We start from the raw sequence: 21,549 nt of genomic DNA, 5'->3' as shown, positions 1-21,549 counted from the left end.
AGGAATCTCTAGAAGGTGGATAGCCAAATCAGCTTAAGAGAGAAAGAAGAAATGAGGGGTTAAAGTATGTTTTCTGTTTTATTTAAATTGAAATGGTTTTTTAAAGATCATTGGAAGCGATATACAGTCGCTGTAAGCTTGCTAATTGTAGCAAGTGCATTTGAAGTGTTACCACCGTGGATCGTCGGAGGAGCAATAGACACGATTACGATGGGGAAAATGACATCTGAATCGTTAATGCAATATGTCATGTATTTTGTAGGAATTATCATTGTGGGGTATGGATTGAACTTTGTTTGGCAATATCAATTATTTGGTGGCTCTATTACAATTGAGCGTATTTTACGTTCTAAGTTAAATAGAAAATTTTTGAGTATGACGCCAACTTTTTATGAAAAAAATCGTACGGGCGATTTAATGGCACGTGCAACGAACGATTTAAACGCGGTTGCAACAACCGCTGGATTTGGAATTATGACGTTGATTGATTCTACGATGTATATGGCTGCGCTTATACTTGCGATGGGTTTCATTATTTCATGGAAGTTAACGATTTTCGCAATTTTACCAATACCAGTTTTAGCATTTATCATGCAATATTTAGGGAAAATCATTCACGAAAAATATATGGTTTCGCAAGATGCATTTGGTGATTTGAATGACCGAGTATTAGAATCCATTGCTGGTGTTCGCGTTATTCGTGCATATGTCCAAGAACGAGCAGATGAAAAGAAATTTGCTGATATGAGTGAAGAAGTGTATGAAAAAAATATGGTTGTGGAACGAATTGATGCTCTATTTGGTCCGATTACAAAAGTAGGAACTGGTATCAGTTATGTAGTTGCTTTAGGCTATGGTTCTTATCTCGTGTCTATAGGAGATATGACTGTAGGGAACTTAATCACGTTTAATGTTTACTTAGGGATGGCTATTTGGCCAATGTTTGCTATTGGGGAATTAATCAACGTTATGCAACGTGGAAATGCATCGCTTGATCGTGTGCACGAAACGCTAGATTATGAGGCAGATGTGAAAGATCCTGTTAGTCCGATTCATTTGAATGAAGTTACATCAATCGGATTTGAAGAGGTTGGATTCCAATATCCTTTATCGCAAGTGAAAAATCTTCAAAATCTCCGAGTGAACCTTCAAAAAGGTCAAACTCTAGGGATTGTTGGGAAAACTGGTTCTGGGAAAACTACTTTTATGAAGCAATTGTTAAAGGAATATCCAATTGGAGCTGGTCAACTAACGATTGGAGATATCGCAATTACGGATCAAACAAAAGATCAAGTATTAGAATGGATTGGATATGTTCCACAAGATCATGTTTTATTCTCAAGAACCATCCGCCAAAATATTCTTTTTGGTAAAGAGAATGCGACGGAAGAAGATCTAGAAGAAGCAATCCGATTAGCTCATTTCCAAAAAGATTTGATGAACTTACCAATGGGATTAGAAACATTAGTTGGAGAAAAAGGTGTCTCATTATCTGGTGGGCAAAAGCAACGTGTTTCGATCGCTCGAGCACTTATAAAAAACCCAGAAATATTACTGTTAGATGATTCGCTTTCTGCAGTAGATGCAAAAACGGAAGCGAAAATTATTGAAAATATACAAAATGAACGTAGTGGTAAGACAACAATTATTACGACGCATCGATTATCTGGAATTCAACATGCTGACCATATTATCGTTTTAGATGAGGGGCTAATTGTGGAAGAAGGTACTCATGGGGAACTTCTTGTTCAAAATGGTTGGTATAAAGAGCAATACGATCGTCAACAGCTTGAGGAGGTGTCGTCATGAGTACAGGAAAACGACTCTACCATTATGCGTTATTTTATAAAAAACCAATTATCCTTGGTTTAATCTTCTTAACGATAGCAGTGTTTGCAGACTTAACAGGTCCTTTCATTGCAAAGAGAATTATCGACGAGCATATTACAGATGGATCTATTGATCTAAAACCCATCCTAATATTGTTAAGTGTGTTCTTTAGTTTAACCATTGTAACGGCCGTTTTTAGATATTTTATGTTTATTAATCTACAAGTTGGCGCAAATCGGGTTGTTCAGAAGTTACGAAATGATGTATTTCAACATATACAAACGTTGCCAATACAGTATTTTGATAACTTACCTGCGGGTAAAGTAGTAGCTCGTGTAACGAATGATACAGAAGCAATTCGTAATTTATATGTGCAAGTATTATCACAGTTTGCGACTAGTATTATTTCTATTACAGGTGTTTATGTGGCACTTTTCATATTAAATGCGAAAATGGCTGCAATGGCACTATTTGTTGTACCAATCGTGTATGTTTGGATGATTGGCTATCGAAAATACGCTTCAAAATATAATCATATTGTTCGAACAAAGATTGCTGATTTAAATGCGATGTTGAATGAATCGATTCAAGGAATGTCCATAATTCAAGCATTTAAACGAGAAAAGCAAATGGAAAGTGAATTTGAAGAAATGAACGAAGAGCATTACCGTTACCAGAAGAAATTACTTACACTGGATTCGGCTACTGCTTTTAACTTAGTAAGTGTACTCCGCTCCATGATGTTTATCATGTTTATCTGGTATTTCGGAAGCCAGTCAATGGAACCTAATGCGATTGTTTCAGCTGGTATGCTTTATGCATTCGTAGATTATACGACTCGATTGTTTAATCCGATTACAGGAATCGTCAATCAGTTCTCGCAACTGGAGAGATCTCTTGTAGCAGGAAATCGTGTATTCGGTTTACTAGATGAATCAGGAGAGACAGTGAAAGATGAACGGATGGATCGTTACGAAGGAAATGTAGAGTTTCAAAATGTGTCTTTTGCTTACAAGGAAAAAGAATATGTGTTGAAAAATTTAAACTTTGTCGCGAACAAAGGAGAAACAGTGGCACTTGTTGGCCATACAGGGTCAGGTAAAAGTTCGATTATGAACTTATTATTCCGTTTCTATGACCCATCTAAAGGGAAGATTCTTATTGATGGCATTGACATTACGACCGTTCCAAGGCAAACCATTCGAGATCATATGGGAATTGTATTACAAGATCCCTATTTATTCTCCGGAACCATTGAATCAAACGTAAGCTTAAATGATCCACGTATTTCCCGCGAGAGAGTAGAAGCTGCTTTGGATGCAGTAGGTGGAGAACGTGTGTTAAAAAATCTTGAAAAAGGACTGGATGAACCTGTTATTGAGAAAGGGAGTACATTATCCTCTGGTCAAAGACAGTTAGTTTCTTTTGCAAGAGCCCTTGCATTTGATCCAGCCATTCTAATATTAGATGAAGCTACATCCAATATCGATACAGAAACAGAAGAAATCATTCAACATGCCATGGATGTATTGAAAAAAGGCAGAACTACTTTTATCATTGCACATCGACTTTCTACTATTAAAAATGCAGATCGTATTTTAGTATTAGATCGTGGAGAAATTGTAGAGAGTGGCACTCATGACGAGTTGTTACAGCTACAAGGACGCTATGAACAAATGTATAGACTACAAGCAGGAGTATCCCAAAACGTGTAATGCGTTTGGGGTATTCCCTTTTTATTTTCTTGAGTTCTTCTGACGGATATCGTATATTTAGAGAGTCGAAATAAAGGAAATGGAAGAGGAACCGTATAATGCAATGGTTACAAAACTGGAAAACAAAAATAGCTTCATTCAATAAAAACATCCGCTTATTCATGCTCGCAAATATTCTCATTCAAATTGGTATGGGCGTATTTTCAGTTATGTATAACTTATATATTAAAGAGCTAGGATTTCCAGAAACGGTGAACGGGAGTGTAATCTCGATGACTTCACTTGCAACTGCTATTATGTTAATTCCAGCAGGATTTTTAAGTGATCGTTTTGGGCGTAAAGGCATGATTATTCTTGGGACGATAGTGACGGTTTTAACGTTATTTTATCGAAGTATAGAAGTAAGTGAACATTCACTTGTATATGCTGCTTTTTTCACTGGACTTTTTATGGCACTAGTTCAAGTATCGGGTGTCCCATTTCTAGCTGAAAACTCGAATGCTAGTGAACGCATGCACTTGTTTAGTATTCATTTTTCATTGATGACGATTGCAAGTGTTGTGGGTAGTTTAGGTGGAGGAATAGTAGCGGATGCATTGCATATGTATGCTGCCATGTCTGTTCTGGATTCTATTAAATGGGTATTGATCTTGGGCACAATTATATTTGCATTTGGTTTATTCCCTTTATTTAAATTAAAGCCAACAGTGAAAGTAAAAGAATTAGAAACGAAAAAAGTAGAGAAGGAATTACCGAGCAATTTCAAACGTAATATCACCATTATTGTGCTCTTTGGGTTTGCTAATTTGCTCATTGGTACAGGCTCAGGTCTAGTCATTCCCTATCTAAATTTATATTTTTCGAATCGGTTTGATGCATCCAATTCGTATGTTGGATTAATATTATCGCTTGGTTCTGCAATGACGGCAGTTGCCATGCTTATGGGACCTGCACTCGTAAAAAAGGTCGGCCAAGTTCGTGCACTTGTGATTTTTCAGCTACTGTCTATTCCATTTTTATTCCTAACTGGTTATACCACTTCCCTCGTTGTAGCTTCAATCGGGTTTTTACTACGACAGGCATTAATGAATGCAGGGAACCCGATCCAAAGTGCCATAGCAATGGATCTTGTACATGATAAGTATAAAGGACTCGCTAATTCGGTAAACCAGATGGTGTTCAATTTAGGTTGGGCAACAATGGGACCGGTCTCAACTGGGCTCGTGATGGCATACGGATTTTATTGGGGTTATGCATATACGTTTACAATAACAGGTATTTTATATATTATTGCTTCCACTTATTTTTATATTTTATTTGGAAGAAAGAAAATAGGGACTACATGAAGAAAGCGCAGGAATATTATCTTGCGCTAAGACTGTAAATAGACTCGATAAAATTCGAGTTTGTCTACAGTCTTTTTTCTTTTAAAATAGAAAGCAAGAAAACCTGAAACCGGAAAAAAGCATCCGTTTTCCGCGGACGAACCGCCGAGCCTCATGGACAACACGAATTTGGTCATGAAAGTGTTGCCTCAAGAGGAGGTAGAGAGGTTCCCCCTCTACTCGATTAGTTGAATAAAAAAGGAAAAAATTACATATATGAGGTAGTGTGATATTTTGTTAAGATTTAAAATATGAGAAAAAATAAACAAGGAATAATGAAATGGTCGTATTACGTCTTAATTTTGGCAGTAATTTATGATACTTTTTTTAGTTTAAATAGTATTTTGGGAAACTAGGAAACTATCGTAACAGTGCATGCTGTACTTAAGTTACTTTCTAATACATTTCTGATATGGTTTTTAAGTAAAATGACTTTGAAAACTTAAGATAAAAAATGAAGAGGGTTATAATGAAAATGAATGAATGTACACTTTTACCAAAAGATTTGATTAATAAAAATGAAAAAAAGTATTTTTGGATTGTACTTATAATTAGTATCTTATCTTATATTGGCTTTGCTCTGTCAATTTTCGGAATTCTCATTTTGCTAAGTATATCTATAATTTCGTTCTTCCTTCACGCCCTGATGATTGGGAACATTCGGGCAAATGCTGTAAAACTAAGTCCAATGCAGTTTCCCAAAGTCTATGAAACAGCCCAGGAGTTATGTGCAAAAATGGGAATATCTAAAGTTCCGGACATTTATGTTATGCAGTCTGGAGGAGTGTTAAATGCCTTTGCAACCCGTTTTTTCGGACGAAATATGGTAGTCATCTACGCCGAAATCTTTGAACTAATTAATACTAATAATGATGATGAGCTAAACTTTATCCTTGCGCATGAACTTGCCCATATAAAACGGAATCATTTATCTAAACTAATGTTTATTTTGCCAGCAATGTGGATACCGGGAATCGCGGAACTTTATCTGCGGGCTTGTGAATATACTTGTGATCGATATGCTGCCTTTTATACAGGAAATAATGAGGCATCCAAAAACAGTCTGATCATGCTTGCAGTTGGAAAAAACCTTTATTTACATGTCAATCGGGCTGAATATATTGAGCAATTAAACCATGAAAAAGGATTTTTTGTCTGGCTTAGTGAGCTATTATCTACCCATCCGCCATTGCCAAAACGAGTAAACGAGATCAGCCATCTGTTTGGAGAAACAGAACAGGAATTGACTTTGCTAAAAAATTCAAAGTCAGGATGGTTTTTTGGCATTGTATCGATAGTTTCATTGTTGGTTTTATCTGTAGGATTTTACTACCTTGTACGAGAAGGTATCTTGTATGATCCGTTGGAAGAGTTTGAAGAAGTAGCTGAAGCTGAGGAGGAAATTCCGTCTTTTATCGTCGCAGTAGCAAATGATGATTTCAATAAAGTAAATCAGTTGATAGAAAAAGGTGAAGACTTAAATCAAGAAGATTTTAACGATAATACGGCATTAGATTGGGCTGTTAAAGGCGGTAACCCCAAAATGGTAGAATTGTTGCTAAACTCAGGGGCAGATTCTAATTATGAAAGCAGCTATGGAATGACTAGTTTAATGACTGCAGGAGAAATAGGGGACCCGAATATGGTCAAAATCCTTGTTGAAGGGGGAGGGGATCCAAATTACCAAGAGTATAACGGAATGACAGCCTTATTTTATGCGGTATACAGTTCTAATTTGGAAACTGTCAAGGTACTCCTCGATCTAGGTGCTGATCCCAACATAAAAGACTCTCAAGGTATGACTGTACATATGTTAGCAGTCCAGAGTGGTGAACGTGAAATCGCAGGATTTTTGAAAGAATATAAAAAATAAATTTCAGGGTAAAAGTAAGTTGTTAACACATTCTTGGCGTAGGAAAGTTTGTCGGATATTTATGGTTCTCTGGGGTTGGTGTTTTTGTGTTCTGCGCTTCACATCTATCATCTTCTAACATACTTTCACTTCGATTAAATAGCAGACATTTTAACATCGCTTTTAGCAAGCGAAATAGAAATCATACAATCATAATTGTAGGTTAGTTATTTCATATGTTATGAAGAAGCTTGATATATAGGTATTTAATAGAACCCAATTCATATGCGAATTGGGTTCTTTTTGTGTGTTTAATTTTCATTTTATATAAGAGAATAGAATTAGTTAACTTAAAAGGTGTTTGGGCTTTTCTTAAAAGATTAGAATGTACATAAAATTTTTTATGCCATGAACAGGTTGATTTCCGCTACATGCAGACGCTTGCAAGATCAAGTCGCTTTCCTAGCAGCGCGCGAGGCCGGGGTCTTGATTAGTTTGATAATCCCCTAGTAGTCGTCGGCTTCTGCTCCAATTAACAGTACATATAAGAAAGAAAATAAGCTTCTACGAAAGAATGAACTGGTGCTTTCCATTTTTTATCAATTGGGCAAGTGGAACCTGAAAAATAGATAGCATTCATTGATAAAGAAGTGTTGAGAGGACGAAATTGCATCTTCGTCCGCTTTTAAAAGAATAGGAAAGGATTTATTCTCTCATTATCCAAACCTTATGTATCTTGTCTCTACCTATTTCGAGAGGGCGACGGACAAACATCCGCCACAAGATTACCGAAAAAAGAGGATTTGGAAGTGACGCAGTCACTTCCAGATCCTCCATAAAATTCTTCGTTAATAGCGTAGCCAATGTTTTGTCCAAAGCACTCGGGAATTGGTGAAGTAAAGAGCACTTTAAGGACGCTTGCGTTTTATTAGTCATATACATGAAATAGCATCAATTCATGAATCATTTTTTTTACGGTTTCTTCATCAGTTGGAACATCGCCAATCCACTTAATCGTGCCATCTGCTTCATATTCACCTGTATATCTGGTTTGTTTATAGAAGAATGAAATGGACCAACCAGGTAATTGGTTATTTTCAAATAGTCGTTTATAACTAAAATGTTGTAACAAAATAATCATCCTTTCATGTGTCATAATTTGCTCGCATACATTAGTAGAAATGACTAGTGAAGGAGCATCCAATTGTTTGTTGAGAAACTAGAGAAAGCGATTCAAAATGAATATGCTGATTATCATTATTATAAAGATATGTATAATTTAACGGAAGACCCCTACTGGCAAGGTTTTATTCAGCATGTAATTGAGGACGAAAAAAGCCATTATGAAATGTTTCAACAACTCTATTATATGCTGACGGGGACGTTTGTTCAAAATCTAGAAAGACGAGAGCCTTGTATGGATTTAAAAGCATGTGCCAAAGATGCAGTTAGAGATGAGTTAGAAACTGCGGAAATGTATAAAGAAATGTTGCTCCAAATACCGATTCAGCAAGCGTATGCTCCTCTATTTGTTGCAATGCATGACGAAACTGAGCATGCGATACGCTTTTCGATGATGTATAATGCGTTGTAAAATATTTTAGTGTTTGTCCTTCCTCTGCTATAATAAGTGATAAGCTAGAGGAAAAAGGTGAAAAAGATGGGGTTATTATGGACGATCGTATTTATGGCAGTAGTCGGAGCAGCTATAGGTGCAGTTACCAATCACTTAGCAATTAAGATGCTTTTTAGACCACATGAAGCAAAATATATTGGATCTTGGCGGATTCCTTTCACACCAGGGTTAATTCCAAAGAGACGTGATGAACTTGCCAAGCAATTAGGAAACACAGTGATAAATCACTTATTAACTCCCGACATATTTAAACGAAAGTACTTTAACGATGAAATGCAAGACAAAGCGACAAAATTAATCGTTCGACAATTGAATGAAAAAGTTCTTCTTTCCGACAAGACAATTGCAGATTGGTTAAAGCTTGGTGGAATTGAAAACATTGCAACAATGGCAAATAAAAAAATGGATGAGCAAGTGGATATTCAGTTCAAGCAATTAAAAAGTCGTTTTGAACATGAATCCATCCGTCAACTAGCTCCTGCCGATTGGCAACTGAAGGCAGATAGTAAAGTTGGAGAAATTGTTTCTTATATTCTTCTAAAAGGGGAAGACTTTTTCGAATCCGAAGAAGGAAAAATGACCGTAAAAAATTTGATTGATGATTTCCTATCTACAAAAGGAACCCTTGGAAGCATGATTCAAATGTTTGTCGGCGAATCTTCCTCTCTTGCCGGAAAAGTTCAGCCGGAAATTATAAAGTTTTTAAAAGCATCAGGCACTAAAAATATGTTAGAAAATATTGTTCGAAATGAATGGGAAAAGCTGAAAGATCGATCAATTGTGGAAATGATGGACGGTTTTGATTTTGAACCGATTATTAAGAATGTAAAGACATATTTAACAAAGCAGTTGGCAATAGAAGATCGATTAAGTCATAGTCTCGTTCATTATTTTCCGGAAGTAACTGATTGGACACAAACAATATTAGTTCCAAAACTAACTTCATTTGCATTTATGGAAGCAGAGGCAAAGTTAGAAGAAGTATTGCACAAAATGAAATTAGAAGATATGGTAAAAGAACAAGTCGATTCTTTCCCAGTTTCGCGTTTAGAAGATATCGTACTTGGCATTTCGAAACGAGAGTTTAAAATGATTACTGTGCTAGGCGGAGTTCTAGGAGGACTCATAGGGGTTATCCAAGGATTAATCGTATTTATTACAGGTTAAAAAAAGGAGCAAACTAAAATGATCAATATTTATGATGATATTAATAAGTTAGAAGCAACACTACGCCAAACGAATGAATTTTCTCATGTAAAAGCAGCTGTTGAATCTGTCAAAGCAGATGAAGAGGCACTAGCGTTATTCCAAAGCTTCCGTAAAATTCAATTATCCCTTCAAGAAAAGCAGATGAAAGGTGAAGAGATTTCTGGTGAAGAAATAGAATATGCACAAAAAACTGCTCAGCTTGCACAAGGAAACGAGAAAATTTCTCAAATGCTTCAGGCTGAAATGGCCTTAAGTCAAATAATTGAAGAAGTAAATCGTGTGTTAATTAAACCAGTGCAAGAACTATATGAAGGCATTTAAATAATGAAGGATCTCTCACATCCGATTGTGGGAGATCTTTTTTATTTAGCAGGGAAATAATAGAGGATGGCGAATACATAAAGAATGAATGATCATTCACTTGGAGAGGAGAAATAGATATGTATAAAACTTTACTAGTAGAAAGAGAAGGACGGGTGGCAGCTTTAACATTAAATCGTCCTGAGGCAATGAATTCAATGAACGAAGTGATGATGAAAGAACTCGCGGAATGCTTGGAGTCTATTAAGAATGACAATTCCATTCAAGTCCTACTGTTAAAAGGAGAGGGTCGTGCATTCTCCGCTGGTGGAGATATTAAAGCGATGATGAATACAGCGAATCCATTTAATATGGAAGATGTCATGGTAGAACTTGGTCGAATTGCGATGACATTATATACGCTCCCTCAAATTACGATTGCTTGTGTTCACGGTGCAGCGGCAGGACTAGGACTTAGCATGGTCCTTGGATGCGATATAGTAATCGCAGAAGAAAATAGCAAACTTGCAATGAATTTTATTGGAATTGGGCTTGTTCCTGACGGTGGTGGACATTTTTTCTTGAAGGAAAGAATAGGTATCCCAAAAGCAAAACAGTTAATATGGGCAGGGGAAATAGTTAAAGGAGTAGAAGCAAAAGCAATTGGTTTAGTGGATGTAATCGCATCGGATGGATTAGGATGGTCAACGGCTCGGTCTTACGCACAGAAACTATTAGAATCGCCTATTGCTGCAATGATTGCTTCAAAAGAAATATTGCATGCTAGTCAAATAAAAGAACTAGAATTGATGTTGGAAAAAGAAGCGGTTAAACAAACAGCAATGCGTCAAACAGCTGATCACTTAGAGGGAATCCAGGCCTTCGTGGAAAAGCGTAAGCCCGAGTTTAGAGGGAAGTAAATAAGTGGGGAGATCAGTAGTCGTTGATCTCCTCTTTTTAATTGTTGATTGGGATAAATTGAGGTTAATTGGAAAACTGAATGCCTTAGTTGGAATAATTGAGGGTATAGTTGGAAAAAAAGAAGCTTTTGTTGGAAAAAATGCATACTTAGTTGGAAAACTTAGAAGCTGAAGACAATTCAGGGATATTATTTTTTGAAATTGTCATTTAGACTGTAACAATTAGCCTAATGGAACGTTTTAAGTAGGAAGGGAGGTAGAAAGTTGAAGAAAACTAGGCATGACGAATTGGAAGCAGTCTATTTAGCTTTCGCCAAGCCTCTCTACTTTTATTTGTTGAAATTGACCGGCTCCGACATAATGGCGGAAGAGCTTGTGCAAGAAACATTTTATAGGGCAACTTTATCGTTGGATTTATATGAAGGTGGGCAAGTCAAAAGCTGGCTATTTAAAGTAGCACGGAATGCCTATATGGATGAGTGGCGGAAGAAAAAAAGGTGGGGCTGGGTTCCTTTTTATAATCATCTTTCCAATTCTACAGATTTTATTAGTCCTTACGGTGTTCCAGAGGATGAATTATTCGTAAAGGAAGTTGCAGATGAAGTAAAAGATATATTGGAACTGCTCCCTGAAAATTATCGAACCATTCTTTATTTGAGAGAATATGAACAATTTACATACGAAGAACTGGCCGGAACATTAGATATCTCTTTAGATCAAGTAAAAGTTAATTTGTACCGTGCGAGGCAACGATTTAAACTGCTAGTTGAGAGGTTAGGAAAAGATTTTGAAAGAGGTGACAGATATGATGTGGAATGAAGAGAAGGCAGAAAAAATTATTGAAAAATATAAAAATCGGTTTTCTTTAAGATTAACTTTTAAGATAATACGTGTGACTGTTGCTATTTTCCTTTTATATTCTATATATATGATTTCACTGTCCATTTTATATGAAGCTAGCAATATTGGTGAGCGAACTGAATTTTATCAACAGCTGGCAATTGATTGGACTAGTCCGGATTTATCTATTGGAGCTGCACGGAGTTCCTCCAATGAAATTACACCGTTTTTAACACAGAAAATAGAGTTTCCACTTGAAAAAAGAATAGGTAGCGAAGATTATGTTGTTTCACAATTAAAATTGAGAAAAACATTTATTACTGCATTTACACATGTAGAAATAGAGAAAAGTTATCCATACAATTCAATGAAGCGAGGATTTTATTTTGATTTACCTTATCATCCGAACTATGGTAGTAAATTAGATGGAAGTGACTATCCTGGTACTTGGAATACTTTGGAGAAAATTGATGAGGGAAATGTAGCTGAGTTGGCATTTTCTACAGAAGAGTATTACTCTCCAAAAGAAATAGTGCAGCTCTTATCTCCATACGATCTAGATATCGTTTGGATGCCTTTATATACGGGGGAATTGAAGAAATTCACAGAAGGTGGTTGGGGTAGAGGTGGTAATTCAATAGCTTTATACCATCCATGGGGATTGTCATGGGCAAGGATTACCAGTAATGATTTTAAAAGCAGCTCTTTAGTGACAAAGTTGGCGGTAAATTCTGTAGAAGAAAGTCAACAAGCAATGCTCGACAATATGCAAATGATGCTCAAGGGTAATAAAAAACTAGCGGAAGTATTGCTAGATACAAGTCATCTACAAGAAAGATACGACTATTTAAATGAAGAAGGATTCCAAGCGTACGGAGCAGTCGTTACTGGACCAGTAAAAGAGTTGTTAAAACTAAAAGAACTAAAAGAAATTCGCAGTGCTCAATTGGGAGAAATCACTTATTGGAACTGGAATGAATAAAGGAATTTAAAGTTTCAGCACGTAGTATATAACGACCATTCATAGAAAATGGTCGTTTTTTATGGATAAAATATCCTTTTCCAACTAAACACTCGATTATTCCAACTAAAGCAGTCATTTTTCCAACTAAACACTTCAAAGTTCCAACTAAAATTACTTCTTCCTAAAATCAATCTAAAAAGAGGCTAAAACCAATGTGGTTTTAGCCTCTTTACAAATTTCAAACGTGAAATAAAACTAGTTTTCCTGAACTATTTACTAAACGATGAGTCGTTTCAAGCAGTCCTTTTTCTTCAATAGCCGCTTCGCCTTTTTTCTTCGCTTCGTCATCATTTTCAAATGACCAAGTCTCTTCCACAATCAGCTTCCCAGTTGGTTCAAATGCAGTGAATTTATATGTTTTCAAGAATTAACACCCCTTTATTATTCTTGGTTTTATTATACATAAAAAATTAGGAATATCCTATGAAAATATGATAAAATAAGAACAAATATTCGTTTTTGAGAGGTGTATTGAATGGCAGAAATTCGTTTTCTACATATTGCAGATTTGCATTTAGACAGTCCATTTAAAGGGATTTCCGCTATTCCGCAAGATAGATGGAAGGATATACGGGAAAGCACATTCCAAGCTTTTACAAACATAATAGACTATGCAATTGGCAGCAGACCGGATTTCATAATGATTGTTGGTGATATTTATGATGGAGAGAATAGGAGCTTACGCGCGCAGCATTTATTTCAAAAAGGGATGAAAACGTTACAGGCAGAAGGTATTCCCGTTTTTATTAGCTACGGTAACCATGATCACTTAAGTGGAAAATGGGTGAGATTTCAGTTTCCTGATAATGTGCAAGTATTTCAAGAAGAAGTGGAAACAAAGATACTCAATGTAAAAGGAAATAAAGTCCATATTACTGGATTTAGCTATAAGGAGCGGCATATTCGTGAAGCTATGCACGCATATTATCCTGTAGCTAATGGACAAGATATTCACATAGGCATGTTGCACGGAAGTGTAGAAGGTAATGCTGAACATGATGTCTATGCCCCATTTCGTAAAATTGATCTGTTATCGAAACAATATGATTATTGGGCACTAGGACATATTCATAAACGTCACATTCTACACAATGAGCCTCCAATTGTTTATCCGGGTAATACACAAAGTAGGCATAGAAATGAAAGTGGAGTGAAAGGATTTTACGAAGTTTCTATAACAAAAGGACATGCGGATCTACAATTTATACCTTCTTCTGCTTTTATTTACGATGAAATCGAAGTCTCCTGTGACGGAATAATCCATGCAAATGAATTAATTGCTCGAATAGAGGAATCCTTGATAACGTACAGTGAATCCAATGGCAATGCAATAATAGAACTGACACTCACGAATATAGGTAAAGATGCAGAAGAACTTTTGCAAGCTTCGACGAAAGAAGAGTGGCTTTCGATCATTCAAGACAGTCTTAGTATAGAAAATCATTTTATCATCGTTCAACAGCTAAAACTTGATTTACCAAAGGAAACGATAAAAGAAGCGGAAATGATTATGCAAATGATACAAGACTGGAGCACCTCCAATTGGAAGCATGCTTTAAAGGAATTATATCAGCATCCAAAAGGGAGTAGATACTTGAATCCAATCGAAAATGAACTTATGAAAGAAACAATGCAAGAAGTGGAACAGTTACTGACCAAAGTTGTTACAAAAAGGAGGCAATAAACGATGAAAATAGAAAAACTCCATATATACGGCTTTGGAAAGCATGAAAACGTCCAAATAGATTTAAAATCAGGTATGAATGTCTTTTATGGTGAAAATGAAGCTGGAAAATCTACTATTCAGCAATTTATTTTGCATATCCTTTTTGGTTTTCCTCAAAAAAATGCTCAGTTATTAAGATATGAGCCTAAAAGTGGGGCTGCATATGGTGGTAAAGTACAACTTATAGATGAAAAGATGGGACGGGTTGTAATTGAGCGTGTGAAAGGTAAAGCAAGTGGGGATGTGACTTTATATTTTGAAGATGGAACTCGTGGGGGAGAAAAAGAGTTAGATAGTTTACTCCATTCCTATAATCGTGTAGATTTCGAAGCTATTTTTTCTTTTTCCTTACTTCAATTGCAAGGCTTTGATAAGATGACAGAGGAAGAGCTTACGCGTACCTTACTTTCTTCAGGAACAACTGGAATGGATACATTGTCTAACGTGGAAGCACAATTTGTAAAAGAAATGGGCGAGTTATTTAAGCCGAGTGGGAAAAAACCAATTATTAATCAAAAAATAGAGGAACTTAGGGAGATGGAGGAAGAATGGAAGTCCCATTTAGCAGAAGTGGACAAATATGAACCTTCCACTAAACGACTAAATGAGGTTGAAATACTTCTAGAACAGACAAACTTACAAGAAAAAAAAGTTATGTCCGAAATTCACCGATTTATGCAATGGAAGCAATTAAAACCGATCAAAGAAAAGCAAATAAATATCTTAGCTGCTTTAGAAAAAATCCAACATCAATCCTTTCCTTCAGATGGAATACGACGCTTTGAAAGTATAAAAGATAAAGAAATGAATGTGAAAGCCGCAACGGAACAATTAAGTGAAAATCTAGAAAAATTATCGAATAGTAATGCACTACTGACAATAGATCAATTAAATTCTTTACAAACCTTCTTAGCAAATGAAACAGAATGGCATCAATTGAAAGCAAAAAAAGTACAAATAGAAGAGGAACAAACGAAAACTTTGCAAAACCAAATGCAACAATTAGCACTAGTTGGAATCGACTGGGAAAAGAATCTAAACGATATTGTAAGAGCGGATATATCTATTCACCAAGAAGAAAAACTAGTGACATTATTGAAGAAGAGGGAACAACTAGAAAGTGAATTACTTCAAGAAAATCGATTATATCAACTGAAGTCAGAAGATCTTCGCTTGCACCAAGGACGTTTAAAAGAGATAAAACATACGAAATCATCTTCTTCTGGTAAAATTCCTGTTGTTTTTAGTAGTATCATTTTTCTTTTAGGGCTGATTTTAATTTTTCTGCAATCCAATTGGTTAATCGGGCTAACTTTTCTAATAGTCAGTGTGCTTGTTTATGTTGGTTTTTCTTTTGTTCTTAAAACCTCTCATCAATCAAATGATATTAGAACATACGAAAGTTTATTAGCAAAAGAACTACAAGCTTTAGCAACTCAAATTGGTCAGTTGGAGAATACTATACATGCATTAGAATTGGAACAGAAAGAAGTCGAACGGGATATACAATCATTTTTAAGAAACTATCATTTAAATAACCAGGTCTCTCCGAATTTGTTAAAAGAGTTATTTAGTCGACTACGTATGATTCAAGAACAACAAATACAATTAGATCAAATGGATATAAATTTACACGAAGTAAGAAAAAAAATGCAAGGTTTTTTGAAACAGGGAAAAAACATGGTCAATATTCCATTAATTGAAGATATGTTATTCCACCAACTACGAGAGTATTTCTTAAGTGAAAAGAAAAAAGTGGATGAGAATGAGTCTATTCATCAGAAAATAAAGGAGATTACGTTGAAACAAAAAGAGAACATTTCCTTGCTTCAAGCATATGCTCAAAATATTCAAGAGCTTTTCCAAGAAGCAAAAGTAGAATCAGAAAGCGATTTTTATGCTGCTTTCCAATTTTTTGAAAAAAGACTTTCTCTAGAAAAAGAATTGCACCAGATTCAAATTCAACTAGGAAATAAAGAAATGGCATTAGATGATTTTGACGAAGCATTTGAAAGCGAGAGTAAAGAACAACTACACGCTATCCAAAAAAGTCGAAATGAGTTAGTAGAAGAAAAAGCATCTTTACAATATCAGACAAGTAAACTGTTAGTAGAAGATCAGCAAAGTGAGATTCTACAGAAGATAGAACAGAAGAAAGCAGAACTGCATGAATACGTCAAAAAGTGGGTTGCCTTTAAAACAGTCGTAGAAGCGATAAAACAAATGATGGTGCAATTAAAAGAAGAACGCCTTCCGGAAGTTCTTGAAAAAGCACAAGTGTATTTTAGAATGCTGACGCGTGCAGCATATGAACAGCTAGTATTAACGCCAGAAGGAATTTTCGAAGCAATTAAAGCAAGTGGACAACGTTTTAAGATCGATGAACTTAGTCAAGCTACAAAAGAACAAGCTTATATTTCGCTTCGAATCGCACTTGCACAATCCTTAAAAAATAAAGCTCCTTTTCCAATTATTATGGATGATCCATTTGTACATTTCGATCGTTTCCGCTTACAACAAGTGGTACAATTAATGCAGGAGCTACAAAAAGAAGAGCAACTACTTTATTTTTCATGTCATGACAATATGCAATATGTATGGGAAGATGCGCATATTGTACAAGTAGCGACATATTAGCCGGAAGTGGAGGAGATGTGAAATGAAAGGTATTACACAACTACGAGTAGGAGATCCAGTCGATCAATTCTTACTGATTAAACAATCAACAAAAGGGGTTACTACAGTCGGTAAACCATTTATGTCTCTTGTCTTACAAGATAAAAGTGGCGATATTGAAGCGAAATTATGGGATACAAACGATGAGCACGAAAAGTTATTCGCTGCAAGTCAAATCGTTCGAGTTGGTGGAGAAATTCAAGATTATCGGGGGAAATTTCAACTTCGAGTAAAAAGTATTCGACCAGTCAAGTTGGATGAAACAATCACAATAAATGATCTTGTTCCTTCTGCAGAGAAGCCGAAAGAAGAACTGATGGAAGAGCTAATGCAGTATTTCTTTGAGATGAAAAATCCATTAATCCAACGAATTACTCGTCATCTATTAAAGAAACATCAAACGGCATTTATGACCTTTCCTGCTGCGACAAAAAATCACCATGATTATGCGTCGGGATTAATAGATCATGTTGTATCCATGTTGAAACTAGGTAAAGCAATAAGTGATCTTTACCCAACGCTCAATAAAGATCTTTTATTTGCAGGAATTATTTTGCATGATGTAGGAAAGGTATTAGAACTTTCTGGTCCCGTAGCTACAACGTATACAATTGAAGGTAACTTACTTGGTCATATTACAATAATGGTAAATGAGATTTCGAAAGCAGCAGAAGAACTCCAAATTGAAGGGGAAGAGGTAATGCTTCTTCAACATATGGTGCTTAGTCATCATGGAAAAGAAGAGTGGGGAAGCCCGAAACGTCCAATGGTTCGAGAAGCAGAAATTTTGCATTATATAGATAATATCGATGCAAAAATGAATATGCTAAATCGTGCATTAGACAAAACAAATCCTGGTGAGTTTTCGGAGCGCTTATTTGCCTTAGAAAACCGGTCATTCTATAAACCAACTTTTGAATAACAAAAAAAGCGTAAGGGCAAATGACCCTTACGCTTTTTTGATTTAGAATATAATAGTTTGACTATTTAATAAATGTTGCTACTTCTACACTTTAGAGCAAAGCTGTGAGTACGAATTATTTTGAGCTATCCGTTGTACCAGCATCTTTAGTAGTGTCAGCATTTGTTTCTTTTGGAGTATCCGCAGATTTTAAAATGCTGTCAAGTGCAGTTTTTAAGTCTTCATCTTTAATCTTGATATCAGCGTCTTTCATCATTTTTGCTACTTTTGGTAATAGCGTTGCTTTATCCGCTTTTTCAAGTTTCAATTGTTTCTCAAGTTCAGCTTTTTTATCTTCAAATGATTCTTTAATCGTGCGTGTATCAGTTACTTCAATAATATGATAACCGAAATCAGTTTTTACTGGATCACTAAATACATTTTTCTTTAATTTAAATGCCACATCTTCGAAAGCTGGAACCATTTGTCCCTTACCAAACCAACCTAATTCACCACCAGTTGTTTGAGCTGCTTCTTCCGTCGAATATTTCTTTGCAACTTCTGCAAAGTCTTTACCTGATTCAAGCTCAGCTTTCACTTTTTTAGCTGTTGCTTCATCTTTTACTAAAACGTGACGAGCATTAATTTCATCTTTAATCTTATCATATGCAGCTTTCACTTCATCATCTGATACTTTAACATCTTCAGTTAAAGCTTTTTCTTGCAATAAGTTAAGTTTTAAATATTTTTTGTAAGATACTTCTGTATAGCCTTGTTGTGCAATCATAGCTTCGAAGTTGTCGCCTAATTTCTCTTTATCAGCTTTTAATTCTGCATCCACTTCTTCTTTTGACACTTTATACTTCGAGTCAAGTACCTTTTCAATCATTAGAAGTTGAAATGCTTGATCACCAATCGATGATTTCATTTCTTGATATAAGTCATTTTGCGTGATGTCTCCAACTTTAGAAGTAGCAATTATGTCACTGCTATTTGCAGAATTACTACATGCTCCTAAAGCAAGAACCGATGCTGCAAGTGTGAATGTTAATACTGTTTTTTTCATGAAATTCTCTCCTAACTTCTTCGTGCTGCAGTAGTTACTATAACATAAACGAAATAAAAATAAAAATGGTTCCCATTCATTTGCCTACCGAGTTTTTAAAATAACGCATAGGATACATTGAAAAGGAGGTGTTCTAAATGGGTGGAGCATATGGCGGCGGCGGTTACGGAGCTAACGGCTTTGCATTGTTGGTAGTACTATTTATTTTACTAGTCATTGTAGGTGCAGCATTTATATACTAACGAAGGGACGGACTAAGATCGTGCACACGATCTTGGTTCCTCTTTTCCTCCTCATATGAAATAAAAGAAATGACCCATCATCATCTACATGACTTGGGTCAATTTTTTCTCTTAAGTAAAGAAAATATAATCTTTTCTAAATGGTAACTTTCCAAAACTTCAAGCGACTACAGCTTTTCTTAAACTGTATAAACTAATTCCACATAGAAACTAACTAGAAGAATCGTAATTAATATGTTAATTGTACGAAAAATCTTAGGATGTTTTTCTTCTGGAATTTCTTTTGACATTACTAATGCTAATGTCATTCGATTAATTTGTAGCAAATAAAATGCTGAGAATAGAATCATCGTAAGTATAATCATGTCTAGACTCCCTTCATATACTAGTAAGCATATCAAATAAGTAATATAGTTTACAAGTAGTATATATTGTTAAGGATGAGTTGGGGCGATTAATATTTCATATCCCGCATCTGTTTCTTCAATAAGTGCTTGTTTAGGTGACTTACTTAAATTTTTCACATAAATTAAATCTATTAAACAAATACCACAATGATAAGCTAATAAGATTGTAAAGTAATGAGCAAATATAGGTGCTAATATTGCTGCAGTAACAAGGGCTATATTGATAAAAATAAATGGAGCTAATAATGAAAAAATAAATCTGTTCTTATTAATTGGTTCAATTACACGCAATTGGAAGACAGGCAAAATTCCATATCTTTTCTCCGTTATAAATCTTACTTTATCTCTGTATCGAAAAAGTGGGATAAAGTGTATGAATTTATGAAGTGGATAAATACATAAAAATGATAAAATAAATATCCAAAAATAATCGTCTGATTTAGTTGTATTATTGATAATTCCTAATAGTGCATATACGAATGAAAAAACGATAATTACAAGAAGAGAGGACAAAAGAAATAATCGGTCCAAACCGTATTGTTTTTTCACATTAATTGTTTTCCAGCAGTGCAAGTGTAAGCATCTCCTATACGTTGTTGGATATCTTTCAGATACATACAATACGATGTTTGCAAGGAAAAAGCAATACAAAAAATATTAAAATATAAGAGAATGCTTTCAAGTCATTGAGAATCCTCGTTTTTCGCAAATGTTTCATCAATATTTTTAATGGAACGTTCAAATATTTCCATAAAGTCGTCACCATAAATATTCCGAATGACTGCCATTACATCTAAAAATTCTGGAAATTTTCCGTATAGTTCTTTCATTGGAACAGAACCCTCAATTACGGAATGAGGCGTGTCGTGATAGTTTTCATACATATCATCCAACAATACTTTTCCTTTAGCAGTTACATTTACGTATGTGTTGCGCTTATCAGAATCTCTTTTAGAAAAAGAAAGCAACCCACGGACCTCTAGTTTTTTTGAAAAATTAAATGCAGTAGAAACATGCATAACTCCGAACTTTGCAATTTCCGAAATTGTTGCACCCTCTAAATGATAAGATATCCATAAAATATGATGTTCATTAATATTCAAGTCATAAGGTTTTATCCATACTTGCCAATCCTTTTCTACTGCTTTCCATAATGCTTTTGAAAGCTGTGCAATACGCTGACTATAGAGCATGGCTTCTTTCATCGTATAAGACTGTTCTGACATGTTTATCCCTTCTTTCTACATTATTTTCTTTCGAATATTATAGCAAGAAAGTAAGTAAGTTGAAACAGAATAAAAAATGTTATTTATTACATTAAAAAAAGAGGTAATGCGCTAATCACGATCGACTAAGTGCATCCCTCTTTTTTCTTATGGTTTAGGTAATGTTTTTTCTAAATCTTCGAGTGCTTGCTGAATCGAATTGATTTCAGATTGTAGCTGTTCTTGAATGGGAGCGGTTTCACTTTTCCATTGGGCAATACTCATTTTCAAATCATCGATCGTAGCTGGGACTACTTCTTTTGATTCCTTACTTAATAGACTAATGGAATTTTTAAGACTTTGTATATGTGATTTAACATCGGATAACTTGTCCTTCACATCAAGGGAAGTAGACTTTATAGATGATCTCAGCTCGCCACCGGATTGTGGAGTGGAAAGAAGTACAGTAGTCGCCCCTACTATTGCCCCTGTTGCAATTCCAAAAAAGAAATGTGTTGCTTTCATTATATTCACCCCTTGTTTATGTGTATTATTCCTTTCCTTGACCTAATTAAAACATAATTTTCTGTACAAAAAAAGCTTTCCTTCGAAAAG

The 21,549-nt window shown here is 35.3% G+C and carries 22 protein-coding genes; 15 read left to right on the top strand and 7 right to left on the bottom strand.

Annotated elements, in window-relative coordinates; genetic code table 11:
- The first annotated feature begins 66 nt into the window (after positions 1-66).
- From ACEPXD_RS15010 to ACEPXD_RS14995, 4 genes are all read left to right on the top strand, one after another.
- Entirely contained in the window at positions 67-1,809 is a 1,743-nt protein-coding gene (locus ACEPXD_RS15010) for an ABC transporter ATP-binding protein (RefSeq protein ID WP_391117219.1), read from the top strand.
- Positions 1,806-3,545 (top strand): ABC transporter ATP-binding protein, encoded by a 1,740-nt coding sequence (locus ACEPXD_RS15005; protein WP_391117217.1) that lies wholly within the window; start codon positions 1,806-1,808, stop codon positions 3,543-3,545. Before ACEPXD_RS15010 ends, ACEPXD_RS15005 begins: the two co-directional genes overlap by 4 nt.
- 98 nt (positions 3,546-3,643) lie before the next feature.
- Positions 3,644-4,891, top strand: a complete 1,248-nt coding sequence (locus ACEPXD_RS15000) for an MFS transporter (RefSeq protein WP_391117216.1) — start codon at positions 3,644-3,646, stop codon at positions 4,889-4,891.
- A 508-nt stretch (positions 4,892-5,399) separates the two neighbouring features.
- Positions 5,400-6,803 carry a M48 family metallopeptidase gene (locus ACEPXD_RS14995; protein ID WP_391117214.1) on the top strand — a complete coding sequence of 468 codons (1,404 nt, stop codon included), beginning with the start codon at positions 5,400-5,402 and terminating at the stop codon, positions 6,801-6,803.
- A 907-nt stretch (positions 6,804-7,710) separates the two neighbouring features.
- On the opposite strand, the gene ACEPXD_RS14990 is transcribed toward ACEPXD_RS14995, so the two are convergent.
- Positions 7,711-7,914, bottom strand: coding sequence for a YheE family protein (locus ACEPXD_RS14990; RefSeq protein WP_391123276.1), 204 nt, complete (start codon positions 7,912-7,914; stop codon positions 7,711-7,713).
- A 72-nt stretch (positions 7,915-7,986) separates the two neighbouring features.
- On the opposite strand from ACEPXD_RS14990, the gene ACEPXD_RS14985 reads away from it, so the two are divergent.
- The 7 genes from ACEPXD_RS14985 to ACEPXD_RS14955 all read left to right on the top strand — a co-directional run bounded on the left by ACEPXD_RS14985 (position 7,987) and on the right by ACEPXD_RS14955 (position 12,669).
- Positions 7,987-8,376 carry a ferritin-like domain-containing protein gene (locus tag ACEPXD_RS14985; protein ID WP_391117212.1) on the top strand — a complete coding sequence of 130 codons (390 nt, stop codon included), beginning with the start codon at positions 7,987-7,989 and terminating at the stop codon, positions 8,374-8,376.
- A 66-nt stretch (positions 8,377-8,442) separates the two neighbouring features.
- Complete coding sequence (locus ACEPXD_RS14980) at positions 8,443-9,585, top strand: DUF445 domain-containing protein (RefSeq protein ID WP_391117210.1); 1,143 nt, start codon at positions 8,443-8,445, stop codon at positions 9,583-9,585.
- An 18-nt stretch (positions 9,586-9,603) separates the two neighbouring features.
- The gene (locus tag ACEPXD_RS14975) at positions 9,604-9,948 is read left to right on the top strand and encodes a YlbF family regulator (protein WP_391117208.1); all 345 of its coding nucleotides are present in this window, start codon (positions 9,604-9,606) and stop codon (positions 9,946-9,948) included.
- 119 nt (positions 9,949-10,067) lie between these two features.
- Positions 10,068-10,847 (top strand): enoyl-CoA hydratase, encoded by a 780-nt coding sequence (locus tag ACEPXD_RS14970; protein WP_391117206.1) that lies wholly within the window; start codon positions 10,068-10,070, stop codon positions 10,845-10,847.
- Between the two features lie 4 nt (positions 10,848-10,851).
- Positions 10,852-11,019, top strand: coding sequence for a hypothetical protein (locus ACEPXD_RS14965; protein ID WP_391117205.1), 168 nt, complete (start codon positions 10,852-10,854; stop codon positions 11,017-11,019).
- Between the two features lie 92 nt (positions 11,020-11,111).
- Positions 11,112-11,666: a sigma-70 family RNA polymerase sigma factor gene (locus ACEPXD_RS14960; protein ID WP_391117203.1), complete on the top strand. Its 555-nt coding sequence runs from the start codon at positions 11,112-11,114 to the stop codon at positions 11,664-11,666.
- On the top strand, positions 11,653-12,669 hold the full coding sequence (locus ACEPXD_RS14955; protein ID WP_391117201.1) for an anti-sigma factor: 1,017 nt from the start codon (positions 11,653-11,655) through the stop codon (positions 12,667-12,669). Before ACEPXD_RS14960 ends, ACEPXD_RS14955 begins: the two co-directional genes overlap by 14 nt.
- Positions 12,670-12,889: 220 nt before the next feature.
- Here ACEPXD_RS14955 and ACEPXD_RS14950 read toward each other — a convergent pair whose 3' ends face one another.
- Positions 12,890-13,075: a YhzD family protein gene (locus ACEPXD_RS14950; RefSeq protein ID WP_391117199.1), complete on the bottom strand. Its 186-nt coding sequence runs from the start codon at positions 13,073-13,075 to the stop codon at positions 12,890-12,892.
- 111 nt (positions 13,076-13,186) lie between these two features.
- Here ACEPXD_RS14950 and ACEPXD_RS14945 point away from each other — a divergent pair, with 111 nt between their 5' ends.
- The 3 genes from ACEPXD_RS14945 to yhaM are packed head-to-tail and all read left to right on the top strand — an operon-like array spanning position 13,187 to position 18,035.
- On the top strand, positions 13,187-14,395 hold the full coding sequence (locus ACEPXD_RS14945) for a metallophosphoesterase family protein (RefSeq protein ID WP_391117197.1): 1,209 nt from the start codon (positions 13,187-13,189) through the stop codon (positions 14,393-14,395).
- Positions 14,396-14,398: 3 nt separating this feature from the next.
- Positions 14,399-17,074, top strand: coding sequence for an ATP-binding protein (locus ACEPXD_RS14940; RefSeq protein ID WP_391117195.1), 2,676 nt, complete (start codon positions 14,399-14,401; stop codon positions 17,072-17,074).
- 22 nt (positions 17,075-17,096) lie between these two features.
- Positions 17,097-18,035 carry a 3'-5' exoribonuclease YhaM gene (gene yhaM, locus ACEPXD_RS14935; protein ID WP_391117193.1) on the top strand — a complete coding sequence of 313 codons (939 nt, stop codon included), beginning with the start codon at positions 17,097-17,099 and terminating at the stop codon, positions 18,033-18,035.
- A gap of 115 nt (positions 18,036-18,150) precedes the next feature.
- Here yhaM and ACEPXD_RS14930 read toward each other — a convergent pair whose 3' ends face one another.
- Positions 18,151-19,080, bottom strand: coding sequence for a peptidylprolyl isomerase (locus ACEPXD_RS14930; protein ID WP_391117192.1), 930 nt, complete (start codon positions 19,078-19,080; stop codon positions 18,151-18,153).
- Positions 19,081-19,217: 137 nt separating this feature from the next.
- On the opposite strand from ACEPXD_RS14930, the gene ACEPXD_RS14925 reads away from it, so the two are divergent.
- A complete protein-coding gene (locus ACEPXD_RS14925) occupies positions 19,218-19,322 on the top strand; it encodes a YjcZ family sporulation protein (RefSeq protein WP_391117190.1) in 105 nt (34 codons plus the stop codon).
- A 179-nt stretch (positions 19,323-19,501) separates the two neighbouring features.
- Here ACEPXD_RS14925 and ACEPXD_RS14920 read toward each other — a convergent pair whose 3' ends face one another.
- The 4 genes from ACEPXD_RS14920 to ACEPXD_RS14905 form a co-directional block, all read right to left on the bottom strand.
- On the bottom strand, positions 19,502-19,687 hold the full coding sequence (locus ACEPXD_RS14920; RefSeq protein ID WP_391117188.1) for a hypothetical protein: 186 nt from the start codon (positions 19,685-19,687) through the stop codon (positions 19,502-19,504).
- A 69-nt stretch (positions 19,688-19,756) separates the two neighbouring features.
- Positions 19,757-20,302 carry a DUF3267 domain-containing protein gene (locus ACEPXD_RS14915; protein ID WP_391117186.1) on the bottom strand — a complete coding sequence of 182 codons (546 nt, stop codon included), beginning with the start codon at positions 20,300-20,302 and terminating at the stop codon, positions 19,757-19,759.
- A gap of 110 nt (positions 20,303-20,412) precedes the next feature.
- Positions 20,413-20,961, bottom strand: a complete 549-nt coding sequence (locus tag ACEPXD_RS14910) for an HTH-type transcriptional regulator Hpr (RefSeq protein ID WP_391123273.1) — start codon at positions 20,959-20,961, stop codon at positions 20,413-20,415.
- A 141-nt stretch (positions 20,962-21,102) separates the two neighbouring features.
- Positions 21,103-21,459 (bottom strand): YtxH domain-containing protein, encoded by a 357-nt coding sequence (locus ACEPXD_RS14905; protein ID WP_391117185.1) that lies wholly within the window; start codon positions 21,457-21,459, stop codon positions 21,103-21,105.
- Between the last annotated feature and the right edge of the window lie 90 nt (positions 21,460-21,549).

It is taken from the genome of Psychrobacillus sp. L3 (genome assembly GCF_042945595.1).
Classification (GTDB): domain Bacteria; phylum Bacillota; class Bacilli; order Bacillales_A; family Planococcaceae; genus Psychrobacillus.
The sequence above is the reverse complement of the archived record's forward strand: the minus strand, read 5'-3'. Positions and strand labels throughout refer to the sequence as shown.